Raw genomic sequence first — 16,860 nt, 5'->3', positions numbered from 1 at the left:
GTTTTATAAACAATTCGGACACAATCCCGAAAGAGTAAAGTTTACATCATTGACTTTGTAATTACGAGGGATTATATAGCTTGGCTGCACGTTTTCCATACAAGTAACCTTTAAGCATTTTTCACAACTAAAATGTACGTGATTATGAATATGCACATGGTTTGCATGATGACATTTGGCATACTTAATAGTACCATCAAGATTCACGATTTTATGAATAACATCTTCATTCACTAATCGGTCTAAAATTCTATAAATAGTAACTCGATCGCATAAATCTTGGGTTAGTTTATGAATCTCTGAATGGGACAAAGCCGAATCTGAATTAGTAATTAATTCTAAAATGGCTCCCTTAGCCGCGGTATTACGGGTAACTTTCATATGTAAAATATTAACGCAACATAGTTGCATTTAAAATAATTTTCTATATTTGCAACATTATTGCATTAAGCAAATATACAAGATAATGAAAACAAAAACAACCTTTAATTGGGACTTATTAGGAATTTCGAGCGCATCTATTTGCCTGATACATTGCTTAATTTTCCCTGTCATTACAATCCTTCCTTTAGGACTTAGTCACAATCCCTTAATCGATTTATTATTTGTTTCAATAGGATTCTTTGCTGTTGTAAAAATAATAAAGAAATCCAATCTTTTGGTAAGTAGTATCCTTATTCTGTCTTTAACCCTCATTTTTATAAGTATTCTCATAGAAATAGTACTAGATGTACATTCCTATTTAATCTTTATTGGAGGAATCGGAATGATAATCGGTCATTTTTTAAATTACAGAAGCCATAAAAAAACAGAACAATGAAAAAACTACCTGTAACTGTATTAAGCGGATTTCTTGGAGCCGGAAAAACAACTTTGCTCAATCACATTCTTCACAATAAAGAAGGTTTAAAAGTCGCTGTGATTGTTAATGATATGAGCGAAGTAAATATTGATGCGCAACTTGTAAAAAATGAGCACACATTATCACGCACCGAAGAAAAACTGGTCGAAATGAGTAACGGATGTATTTGTTGCACCTTACGAGAAGATTTAATGATTGAAGTAGAAAAGCTTGCCAGAGAAAATCGCTTTGATTATTTACTTATCGAAAGCACTGGAATTAGCGAACCCATTCCTGTTGCACAAACGTTCTCTTTTGTAAATGAAGATGAAAATATCGATTTATCGCGGTTTAGTTATGTCGATACAATGGTTACGGTTATAGATAGTTTAAACTTCTTCAAAGATTTTAGTTCTGCCGAAACATTACAAGAACGAAATGCATCTGATATAGAAAACGATAACCGAACAATTGTAAATCTTTTGGTAGATCAGGTAGAATTTGCCAATGTTATTATTCTGAACAAAACAGATTTAATACCTCCTGAATCGCTACAAACACTTAAAGCTTATATTCAGAAACTAAATCCCGTTGCCAAAATACTTACTTCGGTTTTAGGCAAAGTAAATCTGGCTGAGATTATAAATACAGGATTATTCAATTTTGAAGAAGCCGAAAACTCGGCAGGATGGATTAGAGAGTTAGAAGGAATTCATACACCCGAAACCGAAGAATACGGAATAAGTTCGTTTGTATTTCGTGACCCAAAGCCGTTTCACCCACATCGGTTTTGGCATTTTATTAAATCTGATTTCCCTTCAAATATAATTCGTAGTAAGGGATTATTATGGATGGCATCTCGTCCTGAGCAAGCCATAAACTGGAGTCAGGCTGGTGGATCAATGAAAGCTGAGGGCGCTGGCGTTTGGTGGGCAAGTATGCCGCTTGGCGAACGCATGTCTTATAACAATTTTGTAGAATTTCAGGATATAATCGAAGAACGCTGGACTTCCGATTTTGGCGACCGACTTAATGAAATCGTTTTTATTGGTCAAAAAATGAATGAAGAAAAAATCACCAAAGAACTTAAAAAGTGCCTTTGCTCCGAAGATGAAATTATTGATTATCAAAAAGGAAGTTTCTCAAAAAAAGACCCATTTCCTATACCTAGAATCTTTTCATAGCCCGGTGGGTACAATTACAGCGTCTATAAGCTCTTCATTCGGGTTGCAAAAAATTATTTAACACATAGGAACATAGATTTTATGTGTAAATAAAAGAAAACAAAAAGAAATATATTTCTTTCACATACTAGCTATGTGCATTTAAAACAAGTGAAACGCCTTTTTTGTGTGTGCAAAATCTATGTTCCTATGAGTTAAAATTAGTCGTCCCTAACGGGTTTTTCATAAACAATAAATATAAAACTATGATAGACAATAACAAATATGATGTTATAATAATCGGTGGCAGTTATGCCGGGTTTTCAGCAGCAATGGCTTTAGGTCGTGCGTTACGGAAAGTATTAATAATCGATAGCGGCAAACCCTGCAACCAACAAACGCCATATTCTCACAATTTTATAACCCTCGATGGTAAGAAACCCTCGGATATTAATAGAAGAGCAAAAAAACAAGTTTTAAAATACCCAACGGTAACTTTCGTAGAAGCTAAAGCAACTGCAGTTATAAAAAGCAAAAACGCTTTTGAGATAGAAACCGAAAAAGGAGAAATATATACTGCCCGGAAATTACTTTTTACAACAGGGCTAAGAGATTTATTTCCAGAGATAAATGGGTTTGCAAAATGCTGGGGAATTTCAATATTACATTGTCCATATTGCCACGGATATGAGGTAAAAAATGAAACAACCGGCATTATTGCAAACGAAGCTATTGGATATGAATTCACAAAGATGATTTCTAACTGGACAAAAAGTCTAACCTTATTCACAAACGGTACATCAGCTCTGACCGAAGAACAAACCGAAATTCTTAAAAAGAATAATGTTGCTATAGTCGAAAAACAAATTGATTATTTCGAACACAATGAAGGTAAATTAATAAATATAGTTTTTAAAAACGGTACAAAAGCAGCTATTAAAGCACTTTATGCCAAACCTCCTTTTGAGCAACATTCCTTTTTACCACAAGAATTAGGTTGCGAAATGACCGAACAAGGCTTAATAAAAGTAGATGCTTTGCAAAAAACAACAATTCCTGGCATTTATACCGCAGGCGACAATAGCACATTTGCACGCTCTCTTGCTCTGGCCGTTTCCTCTGGATCTGTTGCTGGCGCAATGATAAACAAAGAAATTATATAGGAAGATTTTAATTAAACGTTTCATTTTTTTGAATTTTTGTTTTTTAGAATCCCGATTGTTTTGGTTTGCGATCGGGATAGTAAGCGGTTCATCTTTAACAATGAACCGCTTTTTTAATATGAATTTATACTTTTTTTACATTAGAATTTTGTTTGTCGAATATAATTTTTAGATTTGTCTAAAATATAATTTATATAAAATGAAATATTTATTTACAATACTACTGTTTTCAATACTTCAGGTTTCATTTTCACAAAATACTACTTCAATTTCAGGAAAAGTATCTATTGAAAATCAGGAAAACCCACAAGCTAATATTCAATTATTAAAAACAAATTATAAAACCCAAACCGATAGTTTAGGTAATTACAAATTAGAGAGTATTCCGCAAGGAAATTATAAGATTCAGATTTCATCGCTTGGCTTGCAAACTATTATCAAAAACATATCTGTTAAAGAAAATCAACCACTTATAATAGATTTCGAATTATCTAATGATGAAAATGAACTAAACGAAGTAGTAATTTCAGGAACTTTAAAGGCAGTAAAAAGATTAGAGAGTGCCGTACCTGTAGAGGTTTATTCACCAGTTTTCTTCAAAAAAAATCCTACCGCCAATATTTATGAAGCATTGCAAAACGTAAACGGAGTTCGACCTCAGCTTAATTGTGGCGTTTGTAACACAGGAGACATTCATATAAATGGTCTGGAAGGTCCATACACAGCGGTAATGATTGATGGAATGCCAATTGTAAGTAGTTTATCGACCGTTTATGGATTATCGGGTATTCCGAATTCATTGGTAGAAAGAATTGAAATTGTAAAGGGTCCTGCATCCTCTTTATACGGAAGTGAAGCCGTAGGTGGATTAATCAATATTATTACCAAAAGCGCAGCCAATGCACCGACTTTCTCCGCCGATGTTTTTACTACAAGTTGGTTAGAAACAAATGTAGATTTGGGAGTAAAATTTGACGTGGGTAAAAAAGCAACCGCTTTATTAGGTGTTAATTATTTTAATTATAACCAAAGGATCGATAATGATAATGATGGTTTTACTGATGTTACACTACAAGATCGTATTTCGATATTTCAAAAATGGACTTTTAAAAGAAAAGAAAACAGACTTTTTACCATTGCCGCACGCGGAATGTATGAAGACCGCTGGGGAGGTGATGTACGCTGGGAGAAAAAATATCGTGGTGGCGACGAAATTTACGGTGAGAGTATTTACACCAAACGTGGTGAACTTATAGGAAGTTACCAGTTACCAACAGAAGAAAAACTGGTATTCTCTTTTTCTGGTAACGTTCATTACCAAGATAGTCGCTACGGAACTACATCGTATATTGCGAACCAAAAAATAGGTTTTGCTCAACTTACCTGGGACAAGAAAATTGGAAGCAACGATTTGCTTGCCGGGATTGCTTCTCGCTACACTTATTACGACGACAATACAACTTCGACATCATTGCAAGGACAGAATAACCCAGAGAAAACATGGCTGCCAGGTATTTTCTTGCAAGACGAAATAACGCTCAACGAAAAAAACAAAATCCTATTAGGGCTTCGATACGATTACAACTCAATTCACGGGAATATCATCACTCCAAGATTTGCTTATAAACTAAAATTCAACGACAATAATATCCTCCGTTTTAATGCCGGAACGGGTTATAGAGTTGTGAATTTATTTACTGAAGATCACGCCGCTTTAACAGGTTCACGAGAAGTTGTTATTGCAAACAATCTGGATCCCGAAAAATCGGTCAATGCCAATTTAAACTACATCAAGAAAATATACTTTTCGAGCGGAACTTTCGTAGGAATAGAAACTACCGCCTTTTATACTCGATTTAGTAATAAGATAGTTTCAGATTATGTAACAGATCCAAACAAAATCATTTATGACAATATTAATGGTTATGCGATAAGCCAGGGAATCAGCACAAACATTGATGTGAACTTTACTAACGGATTAAAAATAATTACTGGCGCAACGATTATGGATGTTTCTAATGTACAGGACGGAGTTCGAGAAAGACCATATCTAACAGAAAAATTCACAGCAACTTGGAGCATTTCGTATAAAATTGATCCGATAGATTTAGCAATAGATTATACCGGAAATCTATACAGTCCGATGAAATTACCATTATTAAGTAATACCGACCCAAGAAGTCCAAACTCACCTTGGTATAGTTTACAAAACATTCAGTTTACATATACAGGTTGGAGAAATTTTGAATTGTATGCAGGAATTAAAAACCTACTTAACTTTACACCAAAGCGAAACAATCCGTTCTTGATATCGAGAACCAATGACCCATTTGACAAAAACGTAGAATACGCACCAAACGGAACTGTACTTGTAACGCCAAGCAACCCATATGGCTTAACATTTGACACAACTTATGTTTACGGGCCAAACCAAGGAATACGAGGTTTCTTTGGGTTACGATATAACTTGAGATAAATAAGGTTGATAGAATAATCTAAAAAGGAACGCTGATGACGCGGATTTACAAAAGTAAAGACGCGGATAAAAACGGATTTCAAAACATTAAAAAAACTATGCTATCAGCGTTCTTTTTTAAACCACAGATTATAAAGATTAAAGGATTTCAAAAAACAATAAAAAATCCGTTTTTATCCGCGTTTTCGCCTGAACGAATCCGTTTTATCCGCGTCCCTTTTAATCACAAGCAAAAAACAAATGAAAAAGCTAATACTAATTATTCTTTTCTTAGCAATTACCTCAACAGGTTTTGCCCAACTACGCTCCTATTCGTTTGAGCAAATAGATAGCTTACAGCAAATACAGAAACGGAAAGTCATTGTTTTTATCCATACCGATTGGTGTAAATATTGTCAGGCAATGAAAAATTCAACTTTCAAGAACAAAACAATAATAGCGCAACTCAACGCCGAATTCTATTTTGTTGATTTTAATGCTGAAGAAAAAAAAACAATCCGTTTTAATAATCAAACCTTCAACTATAATCCAAACGGAAATTCAAGCGGAGTTAATGAATTGGCAATTCAATTAGGAACAGTAAAAAATCAAATAACGTACCCCATTATTTGTGTTTTAAACCCCGAAAATGAAATCATTTTTCAAGATACAAATTATCACAATGCTAAAGATTTTGAATTGATTTTAGCGAAACTCAAAGATTGAGTATTTACTCTATTTTACATACTATATTGTCTATAAGGGAACGCAGATGAAACAGATTTTTGAAAACATTAGAAAGAAAATCCGTTTAATCAGTGTTTTCGCCTAGGCGAATCCGCTTAATCCGCGTTCCCCTCGCAAAGACTTGGATGAAATTGCATGAGTTGTTAAACTTTGCGACCTTTGCGTAAAAGCTTTGCGTTCTTTGCGGTTAATTTTTTTTGCCACAGATTGTACAGATTAAAAAGTTTGATAAATGTTGTGGTTCAATTTCTCTATAAAGATTATCAAGCTACTTCCTTCATCAGAAGCACAAGTTTGGGAAATAATAAGTTTAATAAAATTCCCTATTTTTGATAAAAATAGATTTCCCACAACATGAAGCATTACGATTACATTTTTACAGGAACTGGTTTATCAGCAATGATGACGGTTTATAAAATGGTGTTGTCTGGGAAGTATACCGGAAAATCTATTTTGCTAATTGATGAAGACACTAAGAAAACCAATGATCGAACTTGGTGTTTTTGGGAGAAAGAGGAATCAACTTGGGAAAGCGCTATTTCAAAAAAATGGGATTTAGCATTATTTGCCAATGAAAACTTTAAACGCGATTTAGAGTTAAAGCCCTATCAATACAATCAAATTCGTAGTTTGGAATTTTACAATTCTGTTTTTGAACTAATTGAAAAACAAGAAAACATCACTTTCCTAAACGACAAAGTAACCGACATTAACGAACTTGAAACTCATGTTTTTGTCGCAACTTCTACAAATACTTTCACCTGTAACCAGCTTTTAAATAGTATTTACAACAAAGCATTGGTCGAAAGTCAACAAAAATATCCCGTTTTACAACAGCATTTTATTGGATGGTTTATCAAAAGTAACGAAGCTGTTTTTAATTCGGAACAAGTTACCTTCATGGATTTTTCGGTTGCTCAAAAAGGAAACACGCGGTTTATGTATGTTTTACCAACATCTACAACCGAAGCTTTGATTGAATATACTTTGTTTTCGCATTCTCTTTTAGAAAAACAAGAATACGAATCGGAGATTAAAAACTATATCCAAAAACTAGGTATTCAGGATTATGAAATAATCGAAAAGGAACAAGGAAGCATCCCGATGACTTGTTATCCTTTCTGGAAAAGAAACACCAATCGAGTACTGAATATCGGTACGGCTGGTGGCTGGACCAAAGCAAGTACAGGATATACTTTTAAAAAGTCTGATAAAAAGTCAACACAATTAATATCATTTCTTGAAACTCAAACTGATTTCCGGAAATTTCATAAAAAAAGTAAATTCTGGTTTTATGATTTGCTTTTATTGGATATCCTTAACAGAAACAATGAACTGGGAAGCTCTATTTTTTCGGATATGTTTCAGAAAGGGAATCCTGCATTGATTTTTAAGTTTTTAGACGAAGAAACTAACTTAATCGAAGATGTTAAAGTTATTTTAAAGTGCCCAAAAATGCCATTTATAAAAGCGTTATTTAGAGTGATTTTTCTTTCAAATAAATACTAACTTTAAATCTTACCTTTTGAGAAACATTATTTTAGGTTGCTGTTTTTTTACTACAATTCTTTCCTTTGGTCAAATGCCAAAAAACAAGGCTCAGGAAGCTATCGTTAAACAATCTTTAGATAGTTGTGCTTACAAATACAATTACACTTTTCAAATGTCGGAGTGGCAAAATTGTATTGATGAAGGCTTAAAAAAAGACAATACAATAGCCTATTTGTGGCAACAAAAAGCAATGCCTTATTTTAAATGTAAAAAATATGAAGTTGGAATGCCATTTCTAGACAAGGCTGTTTTATACGATAAGCAAGAATGGTTACCATATAGAGGTTTTATGAAATGTATTTTCGTAAAAAACTACAAAGAAGCGATCCAGGATTTAGAAGAATCGATTAAACTTTACGGAAACGGATATAGAATGGATCATCCCTATAGTTTTTATATCGGGCTTTGCTATTTGCAACTTAACGAATATGATAAAGCAGAAAAACTTTTTGACGATTATGTAAATGATATATATAAAAACAGACAACAACTAGAACATCCCACCGCTTATTTTTACCAAGGAATAGCCAAATATGAACTCAAAAAATGGGATGAAGCAATTGCTATTTTTGATAAAGCTCTGAAGATTTACCCACAGTTTTCGGATGCAAAATATTACAAAGCAATTTGTTTGTTTAAACTAGGCAAGTCAAAAGAAGAAATTACAACCTTGGCAACTTCGGCAAGAGAAGATGCTGCTAAAGGATTTACGCTTAATGAGGACAATACTATTTACGAAACCTATCCATATCAGGTAAAGTTTACCAAATAATCGTTAATCAACAAAACTCTACTATCTGCAAAGTCTCTCTACCTTGCAGATTTTTTTTATCCCAATACGACTTAAAATAATTCTCGATTTATCTGTTGAGTTGATACTCTGACTACTTTCCTATAGAAATTACAAGAATAACATTTTATCGAAAAAAGTAGTGGATGCCTTGAGAACTGAGGTTTCTTCTACAGCTAAAAAATGTCTTATTCTTTTGTTATAAGGTTTTATTGAGGCGGTTAGAAAGACTTGTTCGGATTTAGCTTTGCAAATTCTAAATAATGTTCATCCATTATTTGCAAAAAGCCAAGGTTTGACCTCTAGCAATAGAAAACAAACCAAAATAAAGAGAAAAAAAGGAGTAAGAAAATCTACTATAATAATGTAGATCTAATGTAATCGTTCATTCACGATAATGAATAAATTGGGAAATTATGGGAGTTACTAAACACTTAAATTTTGATATAGAAACTAAAGCAATAGGGAAAATTTGTAAAGCACTGGGACATCCTACTCGAATACAAATTATGACCTTGTTATGGAAAAGAAACAACAGAACTTGTGGTGAAATTGTTGAATTAATTCCGCTGGCACAATCAACTATATCCAAACATTTATTAGAATTAAAAAAAGCTAATCTTGTAATTGTAACAAACGAAGGAAAAAAAACAATTTATTCTATTGAAGTTGAAAACATTCAAATGCTTAAAATGTATTTGACTAGTTATCTTTCGACCATCGAACTTTCCGAACAAAACAAGGCTACCGTTTTAACAACTAAACGTAAACCAAGAGGTAGAAATAGCCATTTCAAACAATACAACTATCAATTTCCTGATAAAATAATAAAACAGGCAATGTAGATATCCTTGATTTCTCCCATTGAAAAGCCACAAATTAGAAGAAAATATAGTATTGTGTTTGGTTTAAAAACAAACTTTAAACTATTACAAAAACTTTATTCAGGAATTAAAATTCTTACTTTTAAACTTTGTAACTTTACAATTAAGACTAATGTACATTTAATGTAATCGTACAATAACGATAGTAAATTAATTGGCAAATTTATGGGAGTTACTAAACACTTAAACTTTGATATCGAGACAAAAGTAGTAGGAGAAATTTGCAAAGCACTTGGACATCCTACGCGAATTCAGATTATGACCCTGCTCTGGAAAAAAAACAACAGAACTTGCGGTGAAATCGTCGAATTAATTCCGTTGGCACAATCAACAATATCTAAACATTTATTAGAGTTAAAGAAAGCAAATCTTGTAATGATAAAAAATGAAGGGAAAAGAATAGTTTACTCGGTTGAAATTGACAGCATACAAATGCTCAAAAAATATCTAAGCAGTTATCTTTCAACCTTTGAAGTTCCCGAGAAAAATAAGTCAACCATTTTAACAACTAAACATAAAACAGAAAGTACAAATGGTCGGTTGAAACAATACAATTATCAATTTCCTGATAAAAAATAAAATCGCAACTTTATCTTATCTATCTGTAAACCCACAAAATAAGGGAAATTCCGAATAATGTTATACTATATGATTTGATTTAAAAACAAACACTAAACTATAACAAAACTTTATACCGGAATTAAAGTTCTTGTTTTTAAACTTTGTAACTTTGCAATTCTTAAAGTTAAACTAAAAAATAAAAAATATGTATCCAGAAGAAATGGTAAAACCAATGCAAGCTGAATTAACATCAGCAGGTTTTCAAGATTTACATAGTGCAGCAGAAGTTGATAACGCAATCAAATCAGAAGGAACAACATTAGTAGTTGTAAACTCTGTATGTGGTTGTGCAGCAAGAAACGCACGTCCAGGAGCAAAAATGAGTTTAGATGGTGCTAAAAAACCAGACCACTTAATTACTGTTTTTGCAGGTGTTGATAAAGAAGCTGTAGATGCAGCAAGACAACATATGTTCCCTTTCCCTCCATCATCGCCAAGTATGGCTTTGTTTAAAAACGGAGAATTAGTTCACATGTTAGAGCGTCACCATATCGAAGGTCGCCCAGCTGAATTAATTGCTGAGAATTTACAAGATGCTTTTAATGAGTTCTGTTAATTAGGTTCAAAGAAGTATTAAGGTACAGAGGTACAAAGATTTAAAAAGCACTATTAATTTAGTGCTTTTTTGTTTTTGTTAAGTCCCTTTAAAAACTTAAAACCTTGGCAACTTAGTATCTCAGAACCTTTGTTACTTCAAGCCTTTGCAACTTTGAACCTTTTTCCTTACTTTTGCACTTTCAAAAAAATAATTTCTTAACTTAAAACTGTTTATAGCATGCAACTGTATAACACTTTGAGCGCAGAAGAAAGAGCCATCATGATTGATGATGCCGGTAAACAACGACTAACGTTGTCTTTCTATGCGTATGCCAAAATTCAAGATCCCAAAAAATTTCGCGATGATTTATTTGTAGCCTGGAATAAGCTTGATGCTTTAGGCCGAATTTACGTTGCCAACGAAGGTATAAATGCTCAGATGAGTATTCCTGCCGAAAATTTGGAGGCTTTTAGAGAAACTCTTGAAGTCTATGATTTCATGAAAGGCATACGATTGAATGAAGCTGTAGAACATGATGACCATTCCTTTTTAAAACTTACCATTAAAGTTCGTCACAAAATTGTCGCTGACGGTTTAAACGACGAAACTTTTGATGTAACTGATATAGGCGTTCACCTGAAAGCCGCAGCATTCAATGAAATCCTTGATGACCCAAATACTATTGTTGTTGATTTTAGAAATCACTACGAAAGTGAAGTGGGACATTTTAAAGGAGCAATTACTCCTGATGTAGAAACTTTTAGAGAGAGTTTACCAATAATTAACGATCAACTTAAGAATCATAAAGAGGATAAAAACCTGGTAATGTATTGTACAGGTGGAATTCGTTGTGAGAAAGCCAGTGCTTATTTTAAGCATCAAGGTTTTAAAAATGTTTATCAATTAGAAGGTGGAATTATTAATTACGCCAAACAAATTGAAGCTGAAGGTTTAGAAAGTAAATTCATCGGGAAAAACTTTGTATTTGATAATCGTCTTGGCGAAAGAATCACCGAAGATATCATTTCACAATGCCACCAATGTGGGAAACCTTGTGACAATCACACCAATTGCGAGAATGACGGATGTCATTTATTGTTTATTCAGTGTGATGATTGTAAAACTGCAATGGAAAACTGTTGCTCTACAGAATGTCTAGACATTATACACATGCCACTAGTTGATCAGGTGCGATTAAGAACTGGAAAACAAGTTGGAAATAAGGTTTTTAGAAAAGGAAAATCGGATAGTTTGAAATTCAAACATTCTGGTGAACTAGCTAATACTTCTTTGGCTACAGCGGAGAAATCAGTCGATATTCGCCAAAAAATAAAAGTAAAAAAAGTACTTCTTGGTAAAGCAGAGCATTATTATGTAAAAGCTCAAGTTGGTCTTTTTACTATCGAAAATCAAGAGTTGAATGCTGGTGATACAATCTTAATCTCTGGACCAACTACAGGAAATCAGGAATTGGTTTTAGAAAAAATGATTGTTAACGAAATAGCTGCTACTACCGCTAAAATTGGCGATAGAGTTACTTTTGAAGTTCCATTTCGCATTCGTTTGTCAGATAAATTGTATAAAATTGTAAATTAGCTGAAATTTTAAGCTAATTTACATGTCACATTCGTTTACGAAAATATGGATTCATGCAATTTGGGCAACCAAAAATCGTCAGGAATTAATTGATTATTCAATTGAAAAAAACGTATATGATTATATTCGGGAAGAGTTAATTGAACTTGGATGCCCTGTTAGAATCATTAATGGAATGCCTGATCATGTGCACATCTTATTTTTACAAAATCCGCAAAAATCTATTTCAGATATAGTAAAGCAAATAAAAGGAAGTTCTTCTCATTTTGCAAATAGAGCAGACCTTATCCTTGAAAAATTTGCTTGGCAAACAGGCTTTGCTGCTTTTTCAGTCAGTGAATCTCAGTTAGATGTTGTTTACAATTATATAAAAAATCAGAAACAACATCACCTCAAGAAAAATGGACAAGATGAATTTGATGATTTTATAAAATTACACCAAATAGAAAATAAATGAATGTTTAACGATATGCAAATGTTTCCCACGATACCCAAGGTTGAAACCTTGGGCTATAATTGAAAACATAAACAAAATATTGGAGATAATAAAAATGCTTAACAACATGCATCCCACAGTTGAAACTGCGGGCTATAATTAAAAATACATAAACACAATATTGGAGACATTGCCAACGGTTTCAACCGTTGGAGACAATAAAATGCTTAACAACATGCATCCCACGGTTGAAACTGCGGGCTATAATTGAAAATACATAAACACAACATTAGAAACATAACCAACGGTTTCAACCGTTGGAAGACAATACCAACAAAGATGACAACAAATAATAAAATTGAACTTATGGCTCCTGCAGGGAGCTTTGAGTCACTTCAGGCTGCGCTGGATAATGGTGCCGATTCTATTTATTTTGGTGTAGAACAACTCAACATGAGAGCACGCTCTACCGTGAATTTCACTATGGATGATTTGCAAGAAATTGCCAATCGTTGTGCTACCAAAAATGTACGAAGCTATCTTACTTTGAACACGATTATTTACGACCACGATTTATCGGTTGTAAAAACATTGCTTAACAAAGCCAAAGAAGCCAACATTACTGCCGTAATCGCATCTGACCAAGCCGTAATTGCAATGGCAAGAACAATTGGCATGGAAGTGCATATCTCGACCCAGCTTAATGTTACCAATATCGAAACCATAAAATTCTACAGTTTATTTGCTGATACAATGGTTTTAAGTCGTGAATTAAGCTTACGCCAAGTAAAAAGTATCACGGAACAAATTGAGAAAGAGCAAATAAAAGGTCCGAACGGAAATTTAGTCGAAATCGAAATTTTCGGACATGGTGCTTTATGTATGGCTGTTTCTGGAAAATGCTATTTGAGTCTGCATTCTCATAACTCATCGGCAAATCGTGGTGCTTGCAAGCAAAACTGTCGTAAAAAATATACTGTTATAGATCAGGAAACAGGTTTTGAAATCGAAGTTGATAATGAATATCTTATGTCCCCAAAAGATTTGTGTACATTGGATTTTCTTGATCAAGTAATCGATTCTGGAATTCAGGTTCTTAAAATAGAAGGCCGTGGTCGTGCTCCCGAATATGTAGCAACGGTAATAAAAACCTATCGTGAAGCAATAGATTCTTACTACGATAAAACTTTCTCTAAAGAAAAAATCGCTGTTTGGATGGAAGCGTTGAACACCGTTTACAATCGCGGTTTTTGGTCAGGATATTATCTTGGGCAAGAATTAGGTGAATGGAGTGATATTCCTGGATCTGCAGCAACACAAAAGAAAGTCTATGTTGGCAAAGGAACACATTACTTCCCTAAAGTAGACGTTGGACAGTTTAAAATAGAAGCTTACGATATTAAGGTTGGAGACAGAATTCTTGTAACTGGCCCAAGTACCGGAGCTCAGGAAATGGTAATAGAAGAAATGTACGTAAACGACATTGTAGCCGACAAAGCTACAAAAGGAGATGATTGTACCTTCAAATTACCTTTCAGAATCAGAATGTCTGATAAATTATATAAAATTGTTGAGGCGTAATGGTTATTATTACTTTACAAAGAGACAAATGCATCGGCTGTAATTATTGCGTCGAAATGGATCCGGTACATTTTCAGATGTCAAAAAAAGATGGAAAATCAGTTTTGATTCATTCCGTAAATGCAAAAGGTTTTTTTACTCTAAAATCGCCTAATCATGCGATTGCAGAAAGTTGCGAATTGGCCGCCAAAGCCTGTCCAGTAAAGATTATTACGGTTAAAGAAACATAGAAATATTTTACCTATTATAATTAAAAGAGCCACAAAATTGTGGCTCTTTTTAATTTATTTCTAGTCCGTTATTTTTTTATACCATTTAAAAACTTAGTATTTACCAATGCAGATAAAGTTCCTTTTTTTATGCATTAATGATTTGGTAATTTATTTCTTGGCAATGTTCTCAGTAAATTTACCACTTATCCAGCCTCGCAATTTTTGGTCTTTAAAATCAAAATTAACAGGATTACATTCCCCAGCAATGGCATTCTTCTCTATTTCTACAAAAAGCCAGGTACGCTCTGCTTCGACTTTCTCTGCAAGCACTTTAATGGTTGACTTTTGTTTTAATTTTGCTATAATATTTGTGCCTTCTTCACAAGTAAAAACAAAATCGTCGACTCCTTTTTTGCCTGTTTCTTTTATTGTTGGAGAATAACGTACGTTATAATTATCTATAGTATTGCTTACAAAACGTGGTGTCGCTAAATAAACAGTCGGAAGCAACATGGCATTCTTTTCTTCTACATATTCATCATTTGTTAATACATAGTTTTCTTCTAGTAACGCCCCATTTTTACCAAAACCAAATAAACGTCTGGACTCATAGGGACTTTCGCCGCAGCAATGATGTAATATCAATCGCAATTGTTTTTTGCTTGTGGTTTCATCCAACTTACTACTTCCGAATGGTTCACTTACCACTTTTTTATATGTGCCTTCTATATTTAAATACACCTCTACGCATTTAGGTTCTCCGCATTGGTAAGTATATACAACATCAATTCGCCCATCATTATTCAGGTCTACCGATTTTTTTTGATATTTCCCTTCCATCGCCTGGAGCTTTATTCCCTTCTCAATCTGTTTAATATCGGCACTTTGCGCTTTTAATGCAACTGTATTGCACAATAAATAAATGGTCAGAATTATAATTTGTTTCATTATTATTGTTTTGCTCTATTTTTAGATTTTAATTTACAGTTTCTACCAATATAATCATACATGCGTTTACCAGTTCTATCTTGAAAATGTTTTTTACTGCTGTTTAATATTTTAATTTTATCTAAAATCCGCATCAGTTTTTTAGGACGGGACAAGATTAAATTAGTGTCTGTTATCACAATTTAAAAAAACATCAGGTTCATTTTTATCTAAGAATGAGATCCCTGGGCAACCGAAAGAAACGTATACAAAACCAAAAACTACCTCTGGTTTGTTCTTAAACAGTTTACCAGTCCATTGATTGACTTCTTTATCCTCACTATTATCGTTTAATTGTGCAAACGAGCCACCTTCGCTCTCACGGTAATACTTATCACAAACAATCTTGTTTGTTTTTTCTTCTTTAACAATCAACCTTCTCAACAATACTGTTTCTTCATTTATATAATCCTCTAAAAAGTATTCAAACCCGTTTGATTTATAACTATAAGCCGTTTTTTTACTTGCCGTTTTTATCAAATCATTATATTCTGGATTTATAGTAGCAACAGGCACCTTAGCAATTGCTGTTTCTTTCCACTTTATAGCTTTCAATTGCTTCATTGCAAAAGGATTTTTTGAACCAATGCAAACCAAAGTATTCAAATAATAGGAATCAAATCCTTTTAGTAATTTGGGATCTAGTCCAAATCCAATCATATAATCATCTTGTGAATAAGGCCAATCTGCCCCGTATACATTTATAGCAGCGACTACTTGTAGAGATTTCACAGAAAATGCATTGACAATATTGGTGGCATAATCGTAAACATAAACACTATCTTTTTCTGAAATTTTCATTTTAGATAACATTCTGTTTCTATATGTCGAATTCAACACTAGATATTGAGCCTCTTTTTCTCCTAATTTTTTGACATCAGGAATAGCAAGAGAATCTTTATGTTCGCTTAATTGATATTTATCAGACAAGGATATTAGCGCAATAGTATCTTTTTCGCCAAAAATTGAATTAACATTATAAATATCCAAATCAGACACTTTTTGTATTTCCACAGCTACAGCGCTAGCAATAGCTGTATCTTTTTTAACTGAATTTATGTTTTTTTGATCTAAAGGCTTTTTATTCGTACAGCTAATAAAAAAAGGGATTGCGAATAAAACGTAAAATAATTTGTTCATGGTTTTTGTTCTAAATAATATAAAAAGATTGATAATTTTTGAAAGTATTGACAATGAGCTCAACAGCAAAATAATAATTTGCATTCCAGTAACTAATAATTCGTACCAATGAGGGATATTTTGTTTGTTTTTTAACCAACACTAAAAGCTAAGTT

17 protein-coding genes are annotated in these 16,860 nt (G+C 33.2%); 14 read left to right on the top strand and 3 right to left on the bottom strand.

Features of this window, described 5'->3' with window-relative positions; genetic code table 11:
- Positions 1 to 3 precede the first annotated feature (3 nt).
- The gene (locus ACJ6WR_RS10815) at positions 4 to 381 is read right to left on the bottom strand and encodes a Fur family transcriptional regulator (RefSeq protein WP_039113526.1); all 378 of its coding nucleotides are present in this window, start codon (positions 379 to 381) and stop codon (positions 4 to 6) included.
- 85 nt (positions 382 to 466) lie between these two features.
- Between ACJ6WR_RS10815 and ACJ6WR_RS10810 the strand changes: the two genes are divergently transcribed.
- From ACJ6WR_RS10810 to ACJ6WR_RS10745, 14 genes are all read left to right on the top strand, one after another.
- Entirely contained in the window at positions 467 to 820 is a 354-nt protein-coding gene (locus ACJ6WR_RS10810; protein ID WP_039118662.1) for a MerC domain-containing protein, read from the top strand.
- Positions 817 to 2,025 carry a GTP-binding protein gene (locus ACJ6WR_RS10805; protein ID WP_409417790.1) on the top strand — a complete coding sequence of 403 codons (1,209 nt, stop codon included), beginning with the start codon at positions 817 to 819 and terminating at the stop codon, positions 2,023 to 2,025. Before ACJ6WR_RS10810 ends, ACJ6WR_RS10805 begins: the two co-directional genes overlap by 4 nt.
- A 245-nt stretch (positions 2,026 to 2,270) precedes the next feature.
- Entirely contained in the window at positions 2,271 to 3,167 is an 897-nt protein-coding gene (locus tag ACJ6WR_RS10800) for an NAD(P)/FAD-dependent oxidoreductase (RefSeq protein WP_409417789.1), read from the top strand.
- Between the two features lie 199 nt (positions 3,168 to 3,366).
- Complete coding sequence (locus tag ACJ6WR_RS10795; protein WP_409417788.1) at positions 3,367 to 5,643, top strand: TonB-dependent receptor; 2,277 nt, start codon at positions 3,367 to 3,369, stop codon at positions 5,641 to 5,643.
- A 240-nt stretch (positions 5,644 to 5,883) separates the two neighbouring features.
- Positions 5,884 to 6,348 carry a thioredoxin family protein gene (locus ACJ6WR_RS10790; protein WP_409417787.1) on the top strand — a complete coding sequence of 155 codons (465 nt, stop codon included), beginning with the start codon at positions 5,884 to 5,886 and terminating at the stop codon, positions 6,346 to 6,348.
- Positions 6,349 to 6,723: 375 nt separating this feature from the next.
- On the top strand, positions 6,724 to 7,878 hold the full coding sequence (locus tag ACJ6WR_RS10785; RefSeq protein WP_409417786.1) for a lycopene cyclase family protein: 1,155 nt from the start codon (positions 6,724 to 6,726) through the stop codon (positions 7,876 to 7,878).
- 16 nt (positions 7,879 to 7,894) lie between these two features.
- Complete coding sequence (locus ACJ6WR_RS10780; RefSeq protein ID WP_409417785.1) at positions 7,895 to 8,692, top strand: tetratricopeptide repeat protein; 798 nt, start codon at positions 7,895 to 7,897, stop codon at positions 8,690 to 8,692.
- A 434-nt stretch (positions 8,693 to 9,126) separates the two neighbouring features.
- Positions 9,127 to 9,555 (top strand): helix-turn-helix transcriptional regulator, encoded by a 429-nt coding sequence (locus ACJ6WR_RS10775; RefSeq protein ID WP_052250034.1) that lies wholly within the window; start codon positions 9,127 to 9,129, stop codon positions 9,553 to 9,555.
- 204 nt (positions 9,556 to 9,759) lie between these two features.
- Positions 9,760 to 10,173 carry a helix-turn-helix transcriptional regulator gene (locus ACJ6WR_RS10770; protein WP_052250035.1) on the top strand — a complete coding sequence of 138 codons (414 nt, stop codon included), beginning with the start codon at positions 9,760 to 9,762 and terminating at the stop codon, positions 10,171 to 10,173.
- 187 nt (positions 10,174 to 10,360) lie between these two features.
- Positions 10,361 to 10,771 (top strand): BrxA/BrxB family bacilliredoxin, encoded by a 411-nt coding sequence (locus tag ACJ6WR_RS10765; protein ID WP_039113515.1) that lies wholly within the window; start codon positions 10,361 to 10,363, stop codon positions 10,769 to 10,771.
- A 219-nt stretch (positions 10,772 to 10,990) separates the two neighbouring features.
- On the top strand, positions 10,991 to 12,349 hold the full coding sequence (locus ACJ6WR_RS10760; protein ID WP_409417784.1) for a rhodanese-related sulfurtransferase: 1,359 nt from the start codon (positions 10,991 to 10,993) through the stop codon (positions 12,347 to 12,349).
- A gap of 22 nt (positions 12,350 to 12,371) precedes the next feature.
- Positions 12,372 to 12,806, top strand: a complete 435-nt coding sequence (tnpA, locus tag ACJ6WR_RS10755) for an IS200/IS605 family transposase (RefSeq protein ID WP_409417783.1) — start codon at positions 12,372 to 12,374, stop codon at positions 12,804 to 12,806.
- A 318-nt stretch (positions 12,807 to 13,124) separates the two neighbouring features.
- Complete coding sequence (locus ACJ6WR_RS10750; RefSeq protein ID WP_039113512.1) at positions 13,125 to 14,366, top strand: peptidase U32 family protein; 1,242 nt, start codon at positions 13,125 to 13,127, stop codon at positions 14,364 to 14,366.
- Complete coding sequence (locus tag ACJ6WR_RS10745) at positions 14,366 to 14,596, top strand: ferredoxin (RefSeq protein WP_409417782.1); 231 nt, start codon at positions 14,366 to 14,368, stop codon at positions 14,594 to 14,596. Before ACJ6WR_RS10750 ends, ACJ6WR_RS10745 begins: the two co-directional genes overlap by 1 nt.
- 150 nt (positions 14,597 to 14,746) lie before the next feature.
- Here ACJ6WR_RS10745 and ACJ6WR_RS10740 read toward each other — a convergent pair whose 3' ends face one another.
- A complete protein-coding gene (locus ACJ6WR_RS10740) occupies positions 14,747 to 15,526 on the bottom strand; it encodes a hypothetical protein (RefSeq protein WP_409417781.1) in 780 nt (259 codons plus the stop codon).
- Between the two features lie 162 nt (positions 15,527 to 15,688).
- Positions 15,689 to 16,705 (bottom strand): oxidoreductase, encoded by a 1,017-nt coding sequence (locus ACJ6WR_RS10735; protein ID WP_409417780.1) that lies wholly within the window; start codon positions 16,703 to 16,705, stop codon positions 15,689 to 15,691.
- Positions 16,706 to 16,860 lie beyond the last annotated feature (155 nt).

Origin of the sequence: Flavobacterium sp. PS2, assembly GCF_046250155.1 — a bacterium.
GTDB lineage: Bacteria > Bacteroidota > Bacteroidia > Flavobacteriales > Flavobacteriaceae > Flavobacterium.
Note: the sequence above shows the minus strand (reverse complement) of the source record. Positions and strands in the feature narration are given on the sequence as shown.